The organism is Polycyclovorans algicola TG408, from assembly GCF_000711245.1.
In the GTDB taxonomy this organism is placed as follows: Bacteria; Pseudomonadota; Gammaproteobacteria; order Nevskiales; family Nevskiaceae; genus Polycyclovorans; species Polycyclovorans algicola.
In genome coordinates this window covers 3,483,248-3,498,679 of the sequence record NZ_JOMH01000001.1, presented here as the reverse complement: position 1 = coordinate 3,498,679, position 15,432 = coordinate 3,483,248, and the positions used below count along the sequence as shown (strand labels likewise).

At 64.9% G+C, this 15,432-nt stretch carries 16 protein-coding genes; 7 read left to right on the top strand and 9 right to left on the bottom strand.

The annotated features are described in order from the left end of the window. Positions 1-95 precede the first annotated feature (95 nt). A complete protein-coding gene (locus U741_RS0116660; protein ID WP_152551649.1) occupies positions 96-1,289 on the top strand; it encodes a GGDEF domain-containing protein in 1,194 nt (397 codons plus the stop codon). 7 nt (positions 1,290-1,296) lie between these two features. Here U741_RS0116660 and U741_RS0116655 read toward each other — a convergent pair whose 3' ends face one another. From U741_RS0116655 to ispZ, 3 genes are read right to left on the bottom strand one after another with little or no spacing between them, the layout of a single operon-like run. After that, the gene (locus U741_RS0116655; RefSeq protein ID WP_029891580.1) at positions 1,297-1,566 is read right to left on the bottom strand and encodes a BolA family protein; all 270 of its coding nucleotides are present in this window, start codon (positions 1,564-1,566) and stop codon (positions 1,297-1,299) included. Then, positions 1,563-1,865, bottom strand: a complete 303-nt coding sequence (locus U741_RS0116650; protein ID WP_029891579.1) for a YciI family protein — start codon at positions 1,863-1,865, stop codon at positions 1,563-1,565. Before U741_RS0116650 ends, U741_RS0116655 begins: the two co-directional genes overlap by 4 nt. After that, entirely contained in the window at positions 1,865-2,410 is a 546-nt protein-coding gene (gene ispZ, locus U741_RS0116645; RefSeq protein ID WP_029891578.1) for a septation protein IspZ, read from the bottom strand. Before ispZ ends, U741_RS0116650 begins: the two co-directional genes overlap by 1 nt. An 85-nt stretch (positions 2,411-2,495) precedes the next feature. On the opposite strand from ispZ, the gene U741_RS0116640 reads away from it, so the two are divergent. Beyond that, a complete protein-coding gene (locus U741_RS0116640) occupies positions 2,496-3,518 on the top strand; it encodes a class I fructose-bisphosphate aldolase (RefSeq protein WP_029891577.1) in 1,023 nt (340 codons plus the stop codon). Positions 3,519-3,566: 48 nt separating this feature from the next. Here U741_RS0116640 and U741_RS0116635 read toward each other — a convergent pair whose 3' ends face one another. Then, the gene (locus U741_RS0116635; RefSeq protein WP_029891576.1) at positions 3,567-3,914 is read right to left on the bottom strand and encodes a gamma-glutamylcyclotransferase family protein; all 348 of its coding nucleotides are present in this window, start codon (positions 3,912-3,914) and stop codon (positions 3,567-3,569) included. Beyond that, the gene (locus U741_RS0116630; protein ID WP_200872749.1) at positions 3,911-5,242 is read right to left on the bottom strand and encodes an MFS transporter; all 1,332 of its coding nucleotides are present in this window, start codon (positions 5,240-5,242) and stop codon (positions 3,911-3,913) included. The genes U741_RS0116635 and U741_RS0116630 overlap by 4 nt, the downstream gene beginning before the upstream one ends. Positions 5,243-5,346: 104 nt before the next feature. Here U741_RS0116630 and U741_RS0116625 point away from each other — a divergent pair, with 104 nt between their 5' ends. Beyond that, complete coding sequence (locus U741_RS0116625) at positions 5,347-6,258, top strand: 5'-nucleotidase (RefSeq protein ID WP_029891574.1); 912 nt, start codon at positions 5,347-5,349, stop codon at positions 6,256-6,258. Positions 6,259-6,309: 51 nt separating this feature from the next. Here U741_RS0116625 and dapE read toward each other — a convergent pair whose 3' ends face one another. The 4 genes from dapE to map form a co-directional block, all read right to left on the bottom strand. Further along, complete coding sequence (gene dapE / locus U741_RS0116620) at positions 6,310-7,446, bottom strand: succinyl-diaminopimelate desuccinylase (RefSeq protein WP_029891573.1); 1,137 nt, start codon at positions 7,444-7,446, stop codon at positions 6,310-6,312. A gap of 208 nt (positions 7,447-7,654) precedes the next feature. Then, on the bottom strand, positions 7,655-8,479 hold the full coding sequence (gene dapD / locus U741_RS0116615) for a 2,3,4,5-tetrahydropyridine-2,6-dicarboxylate N-succinyltransferase (protein WP_029891572.1): 825 nt from the start codon (positions 8,477-8,479) through the stop codon (positions 7,655-7,657). 23 nt (positions 8,480-8,502) lie between these two features. After that, positions 8,503-11,199, bottom strand: coding sequence for a [protein-PII] uridylyltransferase (gene glnD, locus U741_RS0116610; RefSeq protein ID WP_235200580.1), 2,697 nt, complete (start codon positions 11,197-11,199; stop codon positions 8,503-8,505). Then, positions 11,196-11,978 (bottom strand): type I methionyl aminopeptidase, encoded by a 783-nt coding sequence (gene map / locus U741_RS0116605; RefSeq protein WP_029891570.1) that lies wholly within the window; start codon positions 11,976-11,978, stop codon positions 11,196-11,198. The genes glnD and map overlap by 4 nt, the downstream gene beginning before the upstream one ends. A gap of 207 nt (positions 11,979-12,185) precedes the next feature. Between map and rpsB the strand changes: the two genes are divergently transcribed. The 4 genes from rpsB (at position 12,186) to frr (ending at position 15,425) form a co-directional block, all read left to right on the top strand. Continuing rightward, positions 12,186-13,088: a 30S ribosomal protein S2 gene (gene rpsB, locus U741_RS0116600; protein WP_029891569.1), complete on the top strand. Its 903-nt coding sequence runs from the start codon at positions 12,186-12,188 to the stop codon at positions 13,086-13,088. Position 13,089: 1 nt separating this feature from the next. Next, complete coding sequence (tsf, locus tag U741_RS0116595) at positions 13,090-13,998, top strand: translation elongation factor Ts (RefSeq protein WP_029891568.1); 909 nt, start codon at positions 13,090-13,092, stop codon at positions 13,996-13,998. A gap of 79 nt (positions 13,999-14,077) precedes the next feature. Next, on the top strand, positions 14,078-14,800 hold the full coding sequence (pyrH, locus tag U741_RS0116590; protein ID WP_029891567.1) for a UMP kinase: 723 nt from the start codon (positions 14,078-14,080) through the stop codon (positions 14,798-14,800). A 64-nt stretch (positions 14,801-14,864) separates the two neighbouring features. Then, positions 14,865-15,425, top strand: coding sequence for a ribosome recycling factor (frr, locus tag U741_RS0116585; protein WP_029891566.1), 561 nt, complete (start codon positions 14,865-14,867; stop codon positions 15,423-15,425). Positions 15,426-15,432 lie beyond the last annotated feature (7 nt).

Here is a 15,432-nt window from a genome sequence, read left to right as displayed (position 1 = left end):
CGCCCGCTTGTCGGGTGGCTTCGGCCCCCCGCACCCTGGCGGCCCGCTTCGTGCATGCGGCGACGTATAACGGGCCGAGCACCAGAGACGACGCCATGAAACCAACGCCGGTCACCCACTCGCTACGCACGCTGCAACTGCTCAGCCAGCGGACCCAACGCTGGCCGCTGGCCTTTCCGCCGCTGCTGGAAGAGGCCTACGCCGCAGCGCGGCGTCGTCAGGGACGCCTCCTTCGTGCGCTGCTGATGTGCCTGCCGTTGCTGGCGCTTTGGGCGGTCAGCGGCCAACCCGCAGGGGATGCCGCCACGCAGGGCCCTGGGTGGCTGACCCTGCTCACCGGCACCAGCATCGGGCTAATGCTGCTGACCGCCGGGGTCGTCGCCCGTGCCCCGAGACTGGGTGAGCGCGCGGTGCGCTGGTTGCAGATCGCCGCCATCACGCTTGCCGTGACCTGGTTACTCGGCCTGCGGCTGTGGCTGATGGCGCGCGGCGGCGATGCCGACCTGATGGCGATCTGGCTGGCCACGGCGTGGATTCTGGTCAGCGCCTTCGGCCGCTATCGCTGGCATTTTCTGCTGCCGGGTATCGCCATCAGCGCGGTCATTCTGCTGTTGCAGGATGCGCTGATGAGTGCCGACATCGCCGGGCTGTGGCACCGCGAATCCTTGGTGACGCTGCTGCTGTTCGCCATCGCGGCGACACTGAGCGTGCACCAGGACCGGACCCAGCGGCTGATGTGGTTGATCGAGCAGTCGCAGAACCTGTTGAGCCGCCTCGACAGCCTCACCGGGCTGGCCCATCGCCATGAATGGAACATCCGCCTCGCCCAGGCCTGGGCCGAAGCGCGGCGCACATCGCAGCCATTGAGCATCGCCCTGATCGACATCAACCGCTTCAGCGCCTTCAACGCGCAGCACGGTCACGCCACCGGGGATCGCGCGTTGTGCGCCGTGGCAGAGCAGTTGCAGAAGCTGCAGCGCGAAGACCCGGCATGCAGTGGCGTCGCCCGCTACGGCGATGACCAGTTCGCCGTGCTGTGGACCGGCCTTGATGCCGCTGCGGCCCAGGCCGCCGTGGCGACCCTGCAGGCGCGGATCAGCGCGATCAACGTGGCCGACGGTTTGCAACGCTCGGCCACGGTGATCAGCCGCGTGGCGATGGCACACCTCGACACGGTGGCGGGTCGAACGCCGGACCAGGTCGAGGCCGACGTGCGTCGTCGCCTCGCCGAATCGCAGCCGGCTGCGGCCCGGGCGTCGCGCGAGACAGGGTGGGTGTTGCCGGCCTGACCTGCGCTCAGCCCTGCGGGGTTCGCAAGGTCATCGACAGCGCGTGAATGTCGGTGTCCATCATCGTGCCCAGTGCCGCATAGACGGCGCGATGGCGCGCGACCGGCGTCAGGCCGGTGAAGGCGGCGCTGGTCATCGTCAAATGAAAGTGCCCGCGACCGCTGCGTGCCCCGGCGTGACCGGCGTGCAGATGGCTGTCGTCGCGCACCTGCAGTTCGGTGGGCGCCAGCGCCGCCGTCAGGGCCGCCTCGATACGGGCGATGCGCTCGCTGCTCATGCCGGCAGCGCCTTGACGAATGCCTCGATCCGCACCTGTGCGAACAGGCCGGCCATCGCGTACGGATCGCCTGCGGCCCAGTGCTGCGCGGCCTCGAGACTGTCGAAATCGGCGACGATCAGGCTGCCCAGAATCGGGGTTTCGCTCAAGGGCTTGCCTGCCTCCAGCGGTCGCGGGCCGGCCAGCAGCAGGCGGTTGTCATCGACCAGCGCTTGCAGATACGCCAGATGCGCGGGGCGTTGCGCCTGGCGGATGGCGGCATTGCCGGGTGCGTCGTCCGCCAAAATCATGAACCACATCAGGGCTTGTCCTCTTCCTGTTGCGGCATGTAACGAGTCAGAAACGGCAACTGCGCCAGTAGGAACACGAAGGTGATGATCGAGTACCCGTAAGTGCGGAACTGCACCCACACCTCTTCGCTGAACTGGGTGGCGACAAACAGATTCACCCCGGCCAGCGCGTAGAAGAACACGGCCCACGCCGCATTGAGCCGCCGCCAGTTGACGTCGGGCATCACCACCATGGCCTGGGGAAGACGCTGCAGCAGCACCTTCTTGCCGATCACGTGCGAACCGAGCAGCACGGTCGCAAGCAGGCAGTACATCATCGTCGGCTTGAACTTGATGAAGGTCGGGTCGCGCACGTAAAGCGTCAGGCCACCGAACACCAGGGCCGCCAACGCGGCGGCGAGGTGCAGCTTGTGCACGCGGCGCTCGAGCAGCCAGTAGCCCGCCACGGTGACGAACAAGGCGATGATGACCGTCAGCGTCGCGGTGTAGATGTCGCCGAGGTAGTAGGCGACAAAAAAGGCCACGGCGGGCCCGAGATCAAGGACTTGTTTCATAGCCGAGCATTGTACGAGCGCCCTTCGGATGGCGCTGCGCATTCAGTACAATTGCCGCCCCCGACAATCCTGATGAGACCGCATGATGAATTTTGAAGCCCTGAACGCAATTGCCAAGGCCATGGTGGCCCCCGGTCGCGGCCTGCTTGCCGCCGACGAATCCACCGGCACCATCAAAAAGCGCTTCGATTCCATCGGCACCGAAAACACCGAAGCCAATCGCCAGACCTACCGCGACATGCTGTTCACCACCGAGGGCTTCGAGAAGCACACCTCGGGTGTGATTCTGTTTGAAGAAACCCTGTTCCAGAAGTCACTGACCGGCCCGTCGTTCGTCGAGCTGTTGCAGTCCAAGGGCGTGATTCCCGGCATCAAGGTCGACAAGGGCGCCCAGCCACTGGCCAACGCGCACCCTGACGAAACCGTGACCGAAGGTCTTGATGGCCTGCGTGGCCGGCTGGAGAAATATCATGCCGCCGGCGCCCGCTTCGCCAAGTGGCGCGCGGTGATCAACATCACCGAAGACGCCCCGTCGGACTACGCGATCCACGTGAATGCCCATGCACTGGCGCGCTATGCGGCGCTGTGTCAGGAAGCCGGTATCGTGCCCATCGTCGAGCCCGAAGTGCTGATGGACGGCGATCACCCGATCGACGTCTGCGAAGAAATCACCGATCTGGTGCTCGACGCCGTGTTTGCCGAACTCTCGGCCCAGGACGTTGCGCTGGAAGGCATGATCCTCAAGCCCAACATGGTGGTTTCCGGCAAGAAGTGCCCCGAGCAGGCCGGCGTGGCTGAAGTGGCCGAGCGCACCGTGAAGGTGCTCAAGCGGCGCGTGCCGGCGGCGGTGCCGGGTATCGCCTTCCTCTCGGGGGGACAGAGCGACGTCGATGCCACCGCGCACCTTGATGCCATGAACAAACTCGGCAACCTGCCGTGGGTGCTGACGTTCTCTTACGGGCGAGCCCTGCAGGCGGCGGCGCTCAAGGCCTGGGGAGGCAAGCCGGAAAACCTCGACAAGGCGCGCGCTGCCCATCTGCATCGCGCCAAGATGAATGGGCTGGCCGCGCGTGGACAGTGGAACAAGGGCCTCGAAAAAGGCGGCTGATCGCAGCCTTCAAAAACCCCGTCGGGCGACGAGCCCGGCGGGGTTTTTTCATTCGGGCTCGGCGAGGTAAACCCACGCCATCCGCCCTGATGCCAGCGCGACGCGCGTGCGGTGATAGCCGTCACCTTCGTAACGGTCGGCACGCGCCAGCGCCGGCCCGTCAAGCCACAGACAGTCACCGTCAACCGCCAACGTCCTGTCGGCCACCCGGCGCAGCGCCGGGTAGCCCCGTTGCCCGGTGAGGCGCACCAGATCGGGGTCGATGTCGTCAATCCAGTCGCAGACCGCACCCTCAAGCCGGTCGGGATCGCGCGGCAGCAGACGCCCGAACAGCCAGCGCTGCATGGCCGGGTCACGCAGGCTGCCGTAGGCGAACAACGCGACGGGTGTGCTCATGCGTCGTGCTGGGTTTCCGGCAGGCGCTGTGCCATCGCCACGCCGGCGAGCCCGAGCCCGGCGAGCACCAGCAGCAGCCCGGTGGTGCCGATCCACACCGTCAGAAGGCCTAGCAAACCGCTCAGCAGCAGCAATGCCCCGATCACCGTGTTGCTGACCGAGACGTAGGCGGTGCGCCGATTGCCACGGCCCAAATCAACCAGATAGGTCTTGCGCCCCAGCCGCACACCCGCGTGCGCCACGCTGAGCAGAAAGAACACCAGCGGATACCAGCCCGGCTGATCTGCAAGATCCGGGGCGCCCACCGCCACCGAAACCACCGCTAGGGTCAACAGGCTGGCGAAGCCACCCGCCCACTGCATCGTGCGACGCGCGGAGATATCGGCGAATCGGCCCCAGAACGGGCTGGACAGCAGATCGGCCAGACCGGCCGCGATGACGAAACTGCCCAGACCGGCCAGCAGCGTGCCGCCAGTGTCGGTTTCACGCGCCAGCACCAGGTAGTAGGGCGCGGCGAGCGCCGATACGAGTAACAGTGCGCGGCTGATCACGAAGTGGCGGAACGGTGGGTCGTCGACGATCAAGCGCAGGCTTTTCAATGCGGCTGCGATGCCATTGATGCCGCCGTCGGTCTCGCCCGGCGTTTCCTCGATGCGCGCGAATGCCGCTGCGGCCACCATCCATACCGCGCCGGCCAGGGCCACCAGTGACACGGTCATGGTCCGGTCGTCAGCCCCTGAGAGTCCCGCCAGCAGCACGCCGGCGCCCAGCGCGATACCGCCGGCGACCGACGACGAGATGCCGGTCACCCGACCGCGCCGCTGCTTGGCCATGGTCTTGCCCATCACGTCTTTGGCGGCCACCGAGCAGAACGCGCGCGCCAGGCTGAAAAGGGCCAGCCAACCGAGCACCGCCAGCCCCCCGCCGAGGCCGTCCATCCACAGAGCGGTGACGGCCATGCCGAACAGCGCCAGCCCTTGCGCGACCGAGCCCAAGGCCCAGACCTGCTTGCGCAGCGGCAGGCGCCGCACCCAGCCGCCGATCCACAACTGCGGCAGCATCGAGCCGGCCTCGCGGATCGGCACCAGCCAAGCCACCAGCGCCGCAGGCGCGCCGATACCGGTCAGCAGCCAGGTCAGCACCGTCTTTGGGCTGGCCAGGGCATCGGCAAGCTTGCTGGCGGCGTGGCCGGTGAGTAGCCGCCGGAAGTTGTGCGGCACCTCGCGGCAGGCGGCCTCGTCGATGTCGCGGCAGGCGCGCGCGTCTTCGTCGTTGAACAGCTTCTCGTAGAGCGAGTCGCGGTAGACGTGTTCGGGTATCTGCTTCAAGGGGCGTCAGGCCACGCGACCAAAAGTGGTGCGAGTCTGCCGTCCGTCAACGCCGCCGTCGAGCCTGTAGGCTTGCCGCTGGCAGGTTTCGCGCGGAGCAGGGGATGGGCGTCAGTCTGGACGGGCGGTTGGTGGTCGCGCTTTCGTCGCGTGCGCTGTTCGATTTCGAGGAAGAAAATCAGCTGTTCGAAGCGCAGGATGACCGCGCCTACATGAAGCTGCAGCTTGACCGCCTTGATGTTCCGGCGCGTCCGGGTATCGCGTTCCCGCTGGTGCAGAAGCTCTTGGCCTTCAATCGGGGCCAGACCCCGCGCGTCGAGGTGGTGCTGCTGTCGCGCAACGACCCGGTGTCGGGGCTGCGCGCGTTTCGCTCGGCGGCACATCACGGCCTGCAGTTGGAGCGCGGCATGTTCACCCGCGGCCGCCCACCGTTCGGGTATCTGGATGCGTTGCGGGCGCACCTGTTCCTGTCGATGAACGACGACGACGTGCGCGCGGCGCTGGAGGCCGGGTTCCCCGCCGCCAAGGTCATGCCGCTGTCGAAGCCGGCCAGTGGTTCCAAGGCCGACGAGATTCGGATCGCTTTTGACGGTGACGCGGTGCTGTTTTCCGATGAAGCCGAGCAGGTCTTCCAGCGCGAAGGCCTGCCCGCCTTCACCCGTCACGAAGTTGATGCCGTGGGACGACCCCTGCCGCCCGGGCCGTTCAAGCCTTTGTTGGCGGCGCTGCACCGACTGCAACGCGCGAGTGACGACGGACCGGTGAGGCTGCGCACGGCACTGGTCACCGCGCGCAGCGCTCCGGCGCATGAGCGTGCCATCCGCACCCTGATGGACTGGGGGCTGGAGGTCGACGAGGCGATGTTCCTCGGCGGGCTCGACAAAGGGCCGTTCTTGCGCGCCTTCGCCCCGGATTTTTTCTTTGATGACCAGACCCGCCACTGTGAATCTGCGGCCGAAGTGGCGCCCACCGGGCACGTGATGTCGGGCGTCAGCAATCCGGTCCGCAAGGGTTAACGGACGTCCACGCGGCCACTCGGAGGCATCGCCCGAACCACGGGCGCAGGTTCAGGTGCCGCGCGCCAGCAGCCGGGTGAGAATGCCCTGGTAAATACGTGACAGCGGCGCCAAATCGTCGATGCGCACGTGCTCGTCGAGCTTGTGGATGGATTCGTTGATCGGCCCAATCTCGACGGTCTGCGCGCCCCAGGGTGCGATGAAGCGGGCGTCGGAGGTGCCGCCGCCGGTGAAGCGCTCCGGCGTGAGCCCGGTTTCGGCCTCGATGGCCGCGCTGGCCGCCTCGGTGAGCGCCCCCTGGCGGGTCAGGAAAGGCTCGCCGGAGAGTTGCCAGTCCAGCGAATAGCGAACCTGCTCGGCGTCGAGCATGGCGTGCACCCGCGCCTTCAGCCCCGCGGCGGTGGACTCGGTGCAGTAGCGGAAGTTGAACACCACTTCGAGTGTGCCGGGCACCACGTTGGTGGCGCCGGTGCCGGCGTGAATGTTCGACACCTGGAATGAGGTGGGCGGGAAGTCGGCATTGCCCTCATCCCAGACCTCGGCCGCCAGCTTGGCCAACACCGGGCCGAAGCGCAGCACCGGGTTTTCGACCTTGTGCGGGTAGGCGACATGGCCCTGTTTGCCCAGCACCGTCAGTTTGCCGTTCAGCGAGCCGCGCCGCCCCACCATGATGCGGTCGCCCAGTGCGACATTGCTGGAGGCCTCGCCGACGATGGCGTAATCCGGGACCACGCCACGCGCCTTGAGCTGCGCAATGGCGTGTTGCGTGCCAAACGTGGCCGGGCCTTCTTCATCGCTGGTGATGAGAAACGCCAGGGTGCCGGCCCAGTCCGTGTCGGCAACGAAGCGCTCGACCGCCGTGACCATCGCCGAGATCCCCGATTTCATATCGGCCGCGCCGCGCCCGTAGAGCAGGCCATTGCGCTCGGTGGGGGTGAAGGGGTCGCTGGTCCATTGATCCAGTGGGCCGGTAGGCACCACGTCGGTATGACCGGCAAACACGAAAAGCGGCCCTTCGCCGCGCGTCAGCGTGGCCCACAGATTGGTGACGCCGCCCGCGTTGAAATATTCGGCTGAAAAGCCCAGCGGCGCGAGCCGCTGCATCAGCACCTCGCAGCAGCCGGCATCGTCCGGCGTGTTCGACGGCCGGGCGATCAGGGTTTTCAGCAGGTCCAGTGTCGGGTTCATGGCGAGCAGATTAGCGGCGAACGGGGGTGAGCGCCGCTTGTGCGGGTTTTGGAAAAGCGTCTAACGCAAAGGCGCAAAGGGATAAAGGCAAGGACGCAAAGGCTTTTTAAAATGGGCGCTGTGCCTTTTTTTGTCATTGCTTACCTTCGCGTCCTTTCTTTTCCTTTGCGCCTTTGCCTTGAATTGTTTCTCTCCGTCGACCGTGTGCTCAGCCCTGTTGCTGGGCCTCGCGCAGCAATTCGTTGATGCCGGTTTTCGCACGGGTTTTCTCGTCGACTTTCTTCACGATCACGGCGCAGTTGAGGTGATAGCGGCCGCCATTGCGCGGCAGGCTGCCGGCGACCACCACGCTGCCGGCGGGCACTTTGCCGTAGGTGGTTTCACCCGTTTCGCGGTCGTAGATCGGCGTGCTGGCGCCGATGAACACGCCCATCGACAGCACGCTGCCGCGCTTGATGATGACCCCCTCGACCACTTCGCTGCGGGCGCCGATGAAGCAGTCATCCTCGATGATGGTGGGGTTGGCCTGCAGCGGTTCGAGCACGCCGCCAATCCCGACGCCGCCGGACAAATGCACCCGTGCGCCGATTTGCGCACACGAGCCCACCGTGGCCCAGGTGTCGACCATGGAGCCTTCGCCCACATAGGCGCCGATGTTCACGTAACTGGGCATCAATACCGCGTTCTTCGCAATGAAACTGCCGCGGCGCACGGCGGCGGGCGGCACGACGCGGGCGCCCTGGCGGGTGAAGTCGGCGGCGGTCCAGCCCTCGAACTTGAGCGGCACCTTGTCATAACCGCGTAGCGCGCCCATCTCGACCGGCGCGTTGTCGGCGAGGCGAAACGACAGCAGCACGGCCTTCTTGAGCCACTGGTGCACGACCCAGCCGTCGGCGGTGGGCTCGGCCACGCGGGCTTCGCCGCCGTCGAGCAGGGCAATGGCCTGTTCAACCGGGCGGCGATGCTCGGGGTTGCGGGCATCAAATTGGGCGCGGGCGTCCCACAGGGTGTCGAGCTGGGCTTGCAGCGTCATGTCGGGGGCTAACTCCAAAGGGTTCAGGTTTCGGTTTCGGGGCGGTCAAGCGTGCGGGCAATGACTTCACGCAGGGCTTCAAGCGCCTTGGGGTCGGTGATGGGCTGGCCATCGCGATCCGACAGGTAAAAAACGTCTTCGGCGCGCTCGCCGATGGTCGCAATCTTGGCGGCATCGATTGAGATGCCACGTTTGGCAAAGATGCGGCCGATCAAGGACAACAGACCGGGTTGGTCGGCGGCCACCAGTTCGAGCACGGTGCGATTGCGCGATGCGTCCTGGCGGAACAGCACCCGGGTTGGGGTGCTGAAGTGCTTGAGCCGGTAGGGAATGCGCCGGTTGACCGCGACATTGCCGGACTCGGGATCACTGAGCGCCTGCTTCAGCTGGGTGGTGATTTCATTGAAGCGCATATGGGCTTCGACCGGCTGGTTGTCGGCCTCGGCAATCACGTAGGTGTCGAGCACGTAGCCGTCGCGGGTGGTGTGCAGACGGGCATCGAGAATGTTGAGGCCCATACGCGCCAGCACGCCGGTGGTGACCGCAAACAGACGCTCGCGGTCGCGCATGTAGATAAAGACGGTGGTGCCTCGGTCTGCGAGCGTTTCGACGCGGACCAGCGGCAGTTGACGGGCATCGTCGCTGAGCAGGGCCGGCACTTGCCAGACCAGTTCTTCGACGCTGTGGCGCAAAAAATAGTCGGCATCGAAACGCGCCCAAAGTGCGCTGACCGCGGCCATGTCGGCCCCTGCGTCCTGCAGCAGTTTGCCGGCGGCCTGCTGGGTGAGCTGGACCTCTTCCTCGTCGGTCAACGGGTTGCTCAGGCCACGCTGGAACGCACGCTTTGTGGTGCGGTAGAGCTCGGTGAGCAGGCTTTCGCGCCAGGCGTTCCACAGCGCCGGGTTGGTGGCGCGAATGTCGGCGCAGGTCAGCAGAAACAGATAATCCAGACGCTCGCGGCTGCTCACTCTGGCCGCAAAGGTGGCGATCACGGTGGGGTCACTGAGGTCTTGCTTCTGCGCGGTGAGCGACATCACCAGGTGGTTTTTCACCAGCCACGCGACCAGCTCGGCCTCGGAGTGGGCGAGGCCATGATCGAGGCAGAACTTTTCGGCCTCGATCGCGCCCAGCTCACTGTGATCGCCGCCACGGCCCTTGGCCAAGTCGTGGAACAGCGCCGCAAGGTGCAGCAGCTCCGGCGTGGGCAGGGTTTCCATCACCTTGTTGGCAATGGGCAGCTCGTCCCGGAAGCGATCCATCTGGAAACGCCGCGTGTTGCGCAACACGTGCAGCACGTGTTCGTCGACGGTCAGAGTATGGAACAGATCGAACTGCATCAGCCCGACGATGTGGCCGAAGCTCGGCAGGTACCGACCCAGCACGCCATAACGGTTCATCAGACGCAGGCTGCGGGTCAGTCCGTCGCCATGGCGAATCATGGTGATGAACAAGGTGCGGGCGCGCAGGTCGCTGCGCACCGCGGCGTCCATCAGTCGGCCGTCGCGCAGAATCATCCGCAGCGTCTCGGCGCGGATACCCTTGATGCCGGGCGCCACCTGCATCAGCCGAAAGATCTCGATCAGCGCCCACGGCGTGCGCTTGAAGACGTCGTCGTCCACCGCTTCGATGGTGTCGCCGCGCTGTTGAAAGCGGGCGTTGAGCGGCGTGATGCGCTCGCGCGCATCGTCTCGCAGGATGGCTTCGTCGAACAGTTGCAGCAGCAGGTCGTTGAGGCACGACAGCGTTTTGATCGTGCGGTAGTAAAGCTGCATGAACTGCTCGACGCCGCGATTGCGGTCGTCGTCAACAAAGCCGAACAGCTCGGCGACCCTGATCTGATGATGAAAAAGCAGCCGGTCTTCGCGGCGGCCGACGATCATGTGCAGGGCGAAGCGCACCCGCCAAAGAAAATCCTGGCCGGCAAACAGCTCACGCGCCTCCTGCTCGGTGAGAAAGCCCTCATCCTTGAGTGCCAGCAAGGTGCGATTGCCGAAATGGCGCTTGGCCACCCAGGCGATGGTGTGAATATCGCGCAGGCCGCCGGGGCCTTCCTTGACGTTGGGCTCCAGCTTGTAGGCGGTGTCGTCGAATTTGGCGTAGCGCGCCTGCTGCTCGGCCTTCTTGCCGGCGAAAAAGTCCGCCACCGGCCAGAGCTTGTCGGGCGAGAGCGCGGCATCGAGTCGGGCCGACAACTCGGTGTCACCGCACAGCGGGCGAGATTCGAGCAGGTTGGTGATGACGGTGATGTCTTTGCGGGACTCGTCGGCACATTCGGCCAGGGTGCGCACGCTCTGGCCCACTTCGAGGCCAATGTCCCAGCCAAAGGCCGTCAGCCGCTCGAGTTGGCCGCGGTGCCGCGCCAGCGCGTCGCCTTCCTGCAGCAGCAGAATGTCGATATCGGAATGCGGCAGCAATTCGCCGCGCCCGTATCCGCCGACCGCCAGCATCGCCAGCCCGGGGGTTGGCTCGGGAAAGTGCAGCTTCCACGCCGCACGCAGGCATTCGTCAACCAGGTGGGCGCGCGCATGCACCAGGGTCTCGGAACGCCCACCGTCGTCAAACATGGCGAACAGGCGTTCTCGGCCCCAGGTGAGCGTGTCGCGGAAGGCTGAAATGGCGTAATGACCGGCGGCAAGCCGGGCGCGGACTTTGGCGGCAGAGAACACCGCGTCGGATCCGTCGTCATCGTCGTCACGACGCGCGGCCGGGGCGTCGATCAAAGTGCGCCGTCCCGGAGTGAGAGCACTTCATGGCCGCTGGCGGTGACCAGCACAGTGTGCTCCCACTGCGCCGACAGACTGTGGTCCTTGGTCACCACGGTCCACTGGTCGGGCAGTTCTTTGACGGCCGAGCGGCCGGCGTTGAGCATGGGTTCGATGGTGAAGGTCATGCCTTCTTTCAGTTCAAATCCCGTGCCAGGCTTGCCGTAATGCACCACCTGCGGGTCTTCGTGAAACACCAGGCCAATGCCGTGGCCGCAGTATTCGCGAACCACCGAGTAGCCGGCGGCCTCGGAGAACGTCTGGATGGCGTGACCGATGTCACCCAGGCGTGCGCCGGGGGCGACCTGCTCGATGCCCTTGATCATCGCCTGATGGCAAGTCTCGACCAGCCGTCGTGCCAGCACCGTGGGCTCGCCAACGAAATACATCTTGCTGGTGTCGCCGTGATAGCCGTCCTTGATCACGGTGACATCGATATTGAGGATGTCGCCCTTCTTCAACACTTTGCTGCCCGGAATGCCGTGGCACACCACGTGATTGACCGACGTGCAGATGGCGCCGGTAAAGCCGGGGCGTGAACCGCCGGCGGTATAACCGATGGTGGCCGACACGCAGCCCAGCGGCCCTTCGATAAATTCGCGGCAGATGCGGTCCAGCTCGCCCGTGGTCACGCCGGGTTTGACGTGCGGCTCGATCATGATCAGCACCGAGGCGGCTGCCTGGCATGCGGCGCGCATCTTGTCTTGTGCTTCGGGGGTTTTGATCGTGACGGACATCGGGGGGTGGGGCTCCGCCCTCGCGCGAAAAGGCAGGAAGTTGTGACGCGAGGGGGCGCAATGGTATAAAGCGCGCCCCTTAAAGGCAACGAAGGTTGTTTTTGGGGCTAATCCATTCGCAGGTTTCAAGGGTGGCCCGGCGCTGACAAAGCAAAGAGTCCATGCCTGCGATTTGCCATCAACCCATTGAATGAAGGAATGAATCCCATGGCTGATATCACCATGCGGCAACTGCTGGAAGCGGGCGTCCACTTTGGTCACCGCACCCGTTACTGGAACCCCAAGATGGATGAATTCATCTTCGGCGACCGTAACCGTATTCACATCATCAACCTCGAACAGACGCTGCCGATGCTGCGCGATGCCTGCAATTATGCAGGTCAGCTCGCCGCCAACGGTGGTCGCATCCTGTTTGTCGGCACCAAGCGCGCTGCACGTGACGCCGTCGAAGAAGAGGCCCAGCGCTGCGGCATGCCTTACGTCAGCCAGCGCTGGCTGGGCGGCATGCTCACCAACTTCAAGACGGTGAAAGGCTCGGTCAAGCGCCTTATCGACATGGAAAAGCAGGTTGAAGACGGCACCATCGGCCGCCTCAACAAGAAAGAACAGCTGATGTTCCAGCGCGAACTGGAAAAGCTGCGCCGCTCGCTGGGGGGCATCAAGGCGATGCCGAGCCTGCCCGACGGTCTGTTCATCATCGACACCGGCTATGAAAAGAATGCCGTGCTCGAAGCCCGCAAGCTGGGCATTCCGGTCATCGCCGTGGTCGACACCAACAACGACCCCAGCGTCGTGGACCACGTGATTCCCGGCAACGACGACGCCACCCGCGCCGTCCGCGTGTATGCCCAGTGCATTGCTGACGCCATCATTTACGCCCGTGGCGCCAACCCGATCCCGTTCCGCGAAACGCCGGAGCCGGTGGCCGATGACCGCTCGCAGCGCCCGCGTCGCCCCGGTGGTGACAAGCGTCGTGACGGCGGTGGCAAGCCCTCCGGCGGCGCGCCGCGTGCAGCCCGCCCGGCACCTGCCGCCGAAGCCGCGCCCGCTACTGCTGCTGAAGCGGCCCCGGCCGTTGCTGACGCCAAGCCCGAAACCAACGAGGAATAAGATGACCCAAGTGACTGCATCGCTGGTCAAGGAACTTCGCGAGCGCACCGGCGCCGGGATGATTGACTGCAAGAAAGCACTCGAAGCCAACGATGGTGACATCGAAAAGGCGGTTGAAAAGCTGCGCATGGACGGCATGGCCAAGGCCGACAAGAAGGGTTCGCGGGTGGCCGCCGAAGGCGTGATCGGCAGCGCGATTGCCGACGACGCCGTGGCGCTGGTCGAGATCAACTCCGAAACCGACTTCGTCTCCAAGGGCGACGAGTTCAAGGCCTTTGCCGAAGAAGTGGCGGCCCTCGCCCTGGCGCAGCGGCCGGCTGACCTTGCGGCGCTGTTGGCGCTGGATGTCGGCGGCCGCACGCTGGAAGACAAGCGCCGCGCGATGATCGCCAAGATTGGCGAAAACATCAGCGTGCGTCGTTTCGCGGTTGTCGAGTCTGCCGGTGGCGCGCTGGCGCACTACCTCCACGGCTCGAAGATTGGCGTGGTGGTGGCACTCAAACAGGGCGATCTGGACGTTGCTCGCGACGTCGCCATGCACGTGGCGGCGTCCAGCCCGCGCTTTCTGTCGGCCGATGATGTCGATGCCGAGGTGCTGGCGTCCGAGCGCAAGATCATCGACGCGCAGATTGCCCAGGAACAGGCGCAGGACATCGAAGACGGCAAGAAGCCCAAGCCGGCCGAGATTCTCGCCAAGATGGCCGAAGGCAAGATCCGCAAAGTGGTGGGCGAAATCACCCTGCTCGGTCAGCCGTTCGTCAAGCAGCCTGACCAGACCGTGGGCCAGGTGCTGAACGCCAACAAGGCGGAGGTCGCGCGCTTCGTGCGTTTTGCAGTCGGCGAAGGGATTGAGAAGCAGGCCACTGATTTTGCTGCCGAAGTGGCGGCTCAGGCCGGTTTGTCAGCCTGATCTGGCGTTACACTTGCCAGACGTTTTCAAGGCCCCGGAAACGGGGCCTTGTCGTGTGTATCGCATGGAGAGTTGACCGATGAGAGCCAAGCCTGTTTACCCGCGCATTCTGCTGAAGCTCTCCGGCGAGGCCTTGTTGGGCCAACTGCCGTTCGGCATTGATGCCGATGTCACGACCTTCATTGCCACTGAGGTCAAGGCCGCCATCGACGCGGGCGTGCAGGTGGCGCTGGTGGTCGGCGGCGGCAATATCTTCCGCGGCGAAGGGCTGGCGAAATCGGGCATGGACCGCGTCACCGGTGATCACATGGGCATGCTGGCCACGGTGATCAACGCGCTGGCGCTGCAGGACGCAGTCGAGCGCGCCGGCATGGAAGCGCGGGTGATGAGCGCGCTCAAAATCAACCAAGTGTGCGAGGACTACATTCGTCGCAGGGCAATCCGGCATCTGGAAAAGGGTCGGGTGGTGATTTTTGCCTCCGGTACTGGCAACCCCTTCTTCACCACTGACTCGGCGGCGGCATTGCGCGCGGTGGAGGTCGGCGCCGACCTGCTGCTCAAGGCGACCCTGGTGGATGGCGTGTACAACGCCGACCCCAAGAAGGACCCGACCGCAACGCGCTACCACACCCTCACCTACGACGAGGCGCTCAACCGCCGTCTGGGCGTCATGGACCAGACCGCGCTGGTCATGGCGCGCGATCACCGCATGACGTTGTGCGTCTACGAGATGGCCCGTGCCGGCGCCTTGATGCAGATCCTCAACGGCGACGAAAACACCGGTACCTACGTGCGCGTGTGAACACTTTCGCGATCAATTCGCGGATGATGCCGACCCGAATGTTTGTGACGAAACCGAGATAAACATGGACCTCACCCAGATGAAGCGCGATATCGAAGCGCGCATGACCAAATCGATTGACACGCTGTCTTCGCAATTGCTGCGCCTGCGAACCGGTCGTGCCAGTGCCGCGTTGCTCGACCATGTTCGGGTGGACTACTACGGCTCCGACGTGCCGATTTCACAGGTGGCCAACGTGGTGGTTGAAGACGCTCGCACGCTGTCGATCACCCCTTGGGAGCGCACGATGATTGCCGTGATTGAAAAGGCCATCATGAAATCCGACCTGGGGATCACCCCGAACACCGCCGGCACGACGATGCGCATCAACATGCCGCCGCTGACCGAGGAGCGCCGCCGTGACCTGACCAAGGTCGTCAAGGCCGAGGTCGAGCAGACGCGCGTCACCATTCGCGGCATTCGGCGAGATGCCAATACGTCGATCAAGGACGCGGTCAAGGCCAAGACGCTGACCGAAGATGACGAGAAGCGCGCCGAGGCCGATATCCAGAAGCTGACGGATCTCTACATCAGCAAGGCGGACGAAGTTGGCGCCGCCAAAGAAAAAGAGCTGATGACGGTCTGAGTCCGCC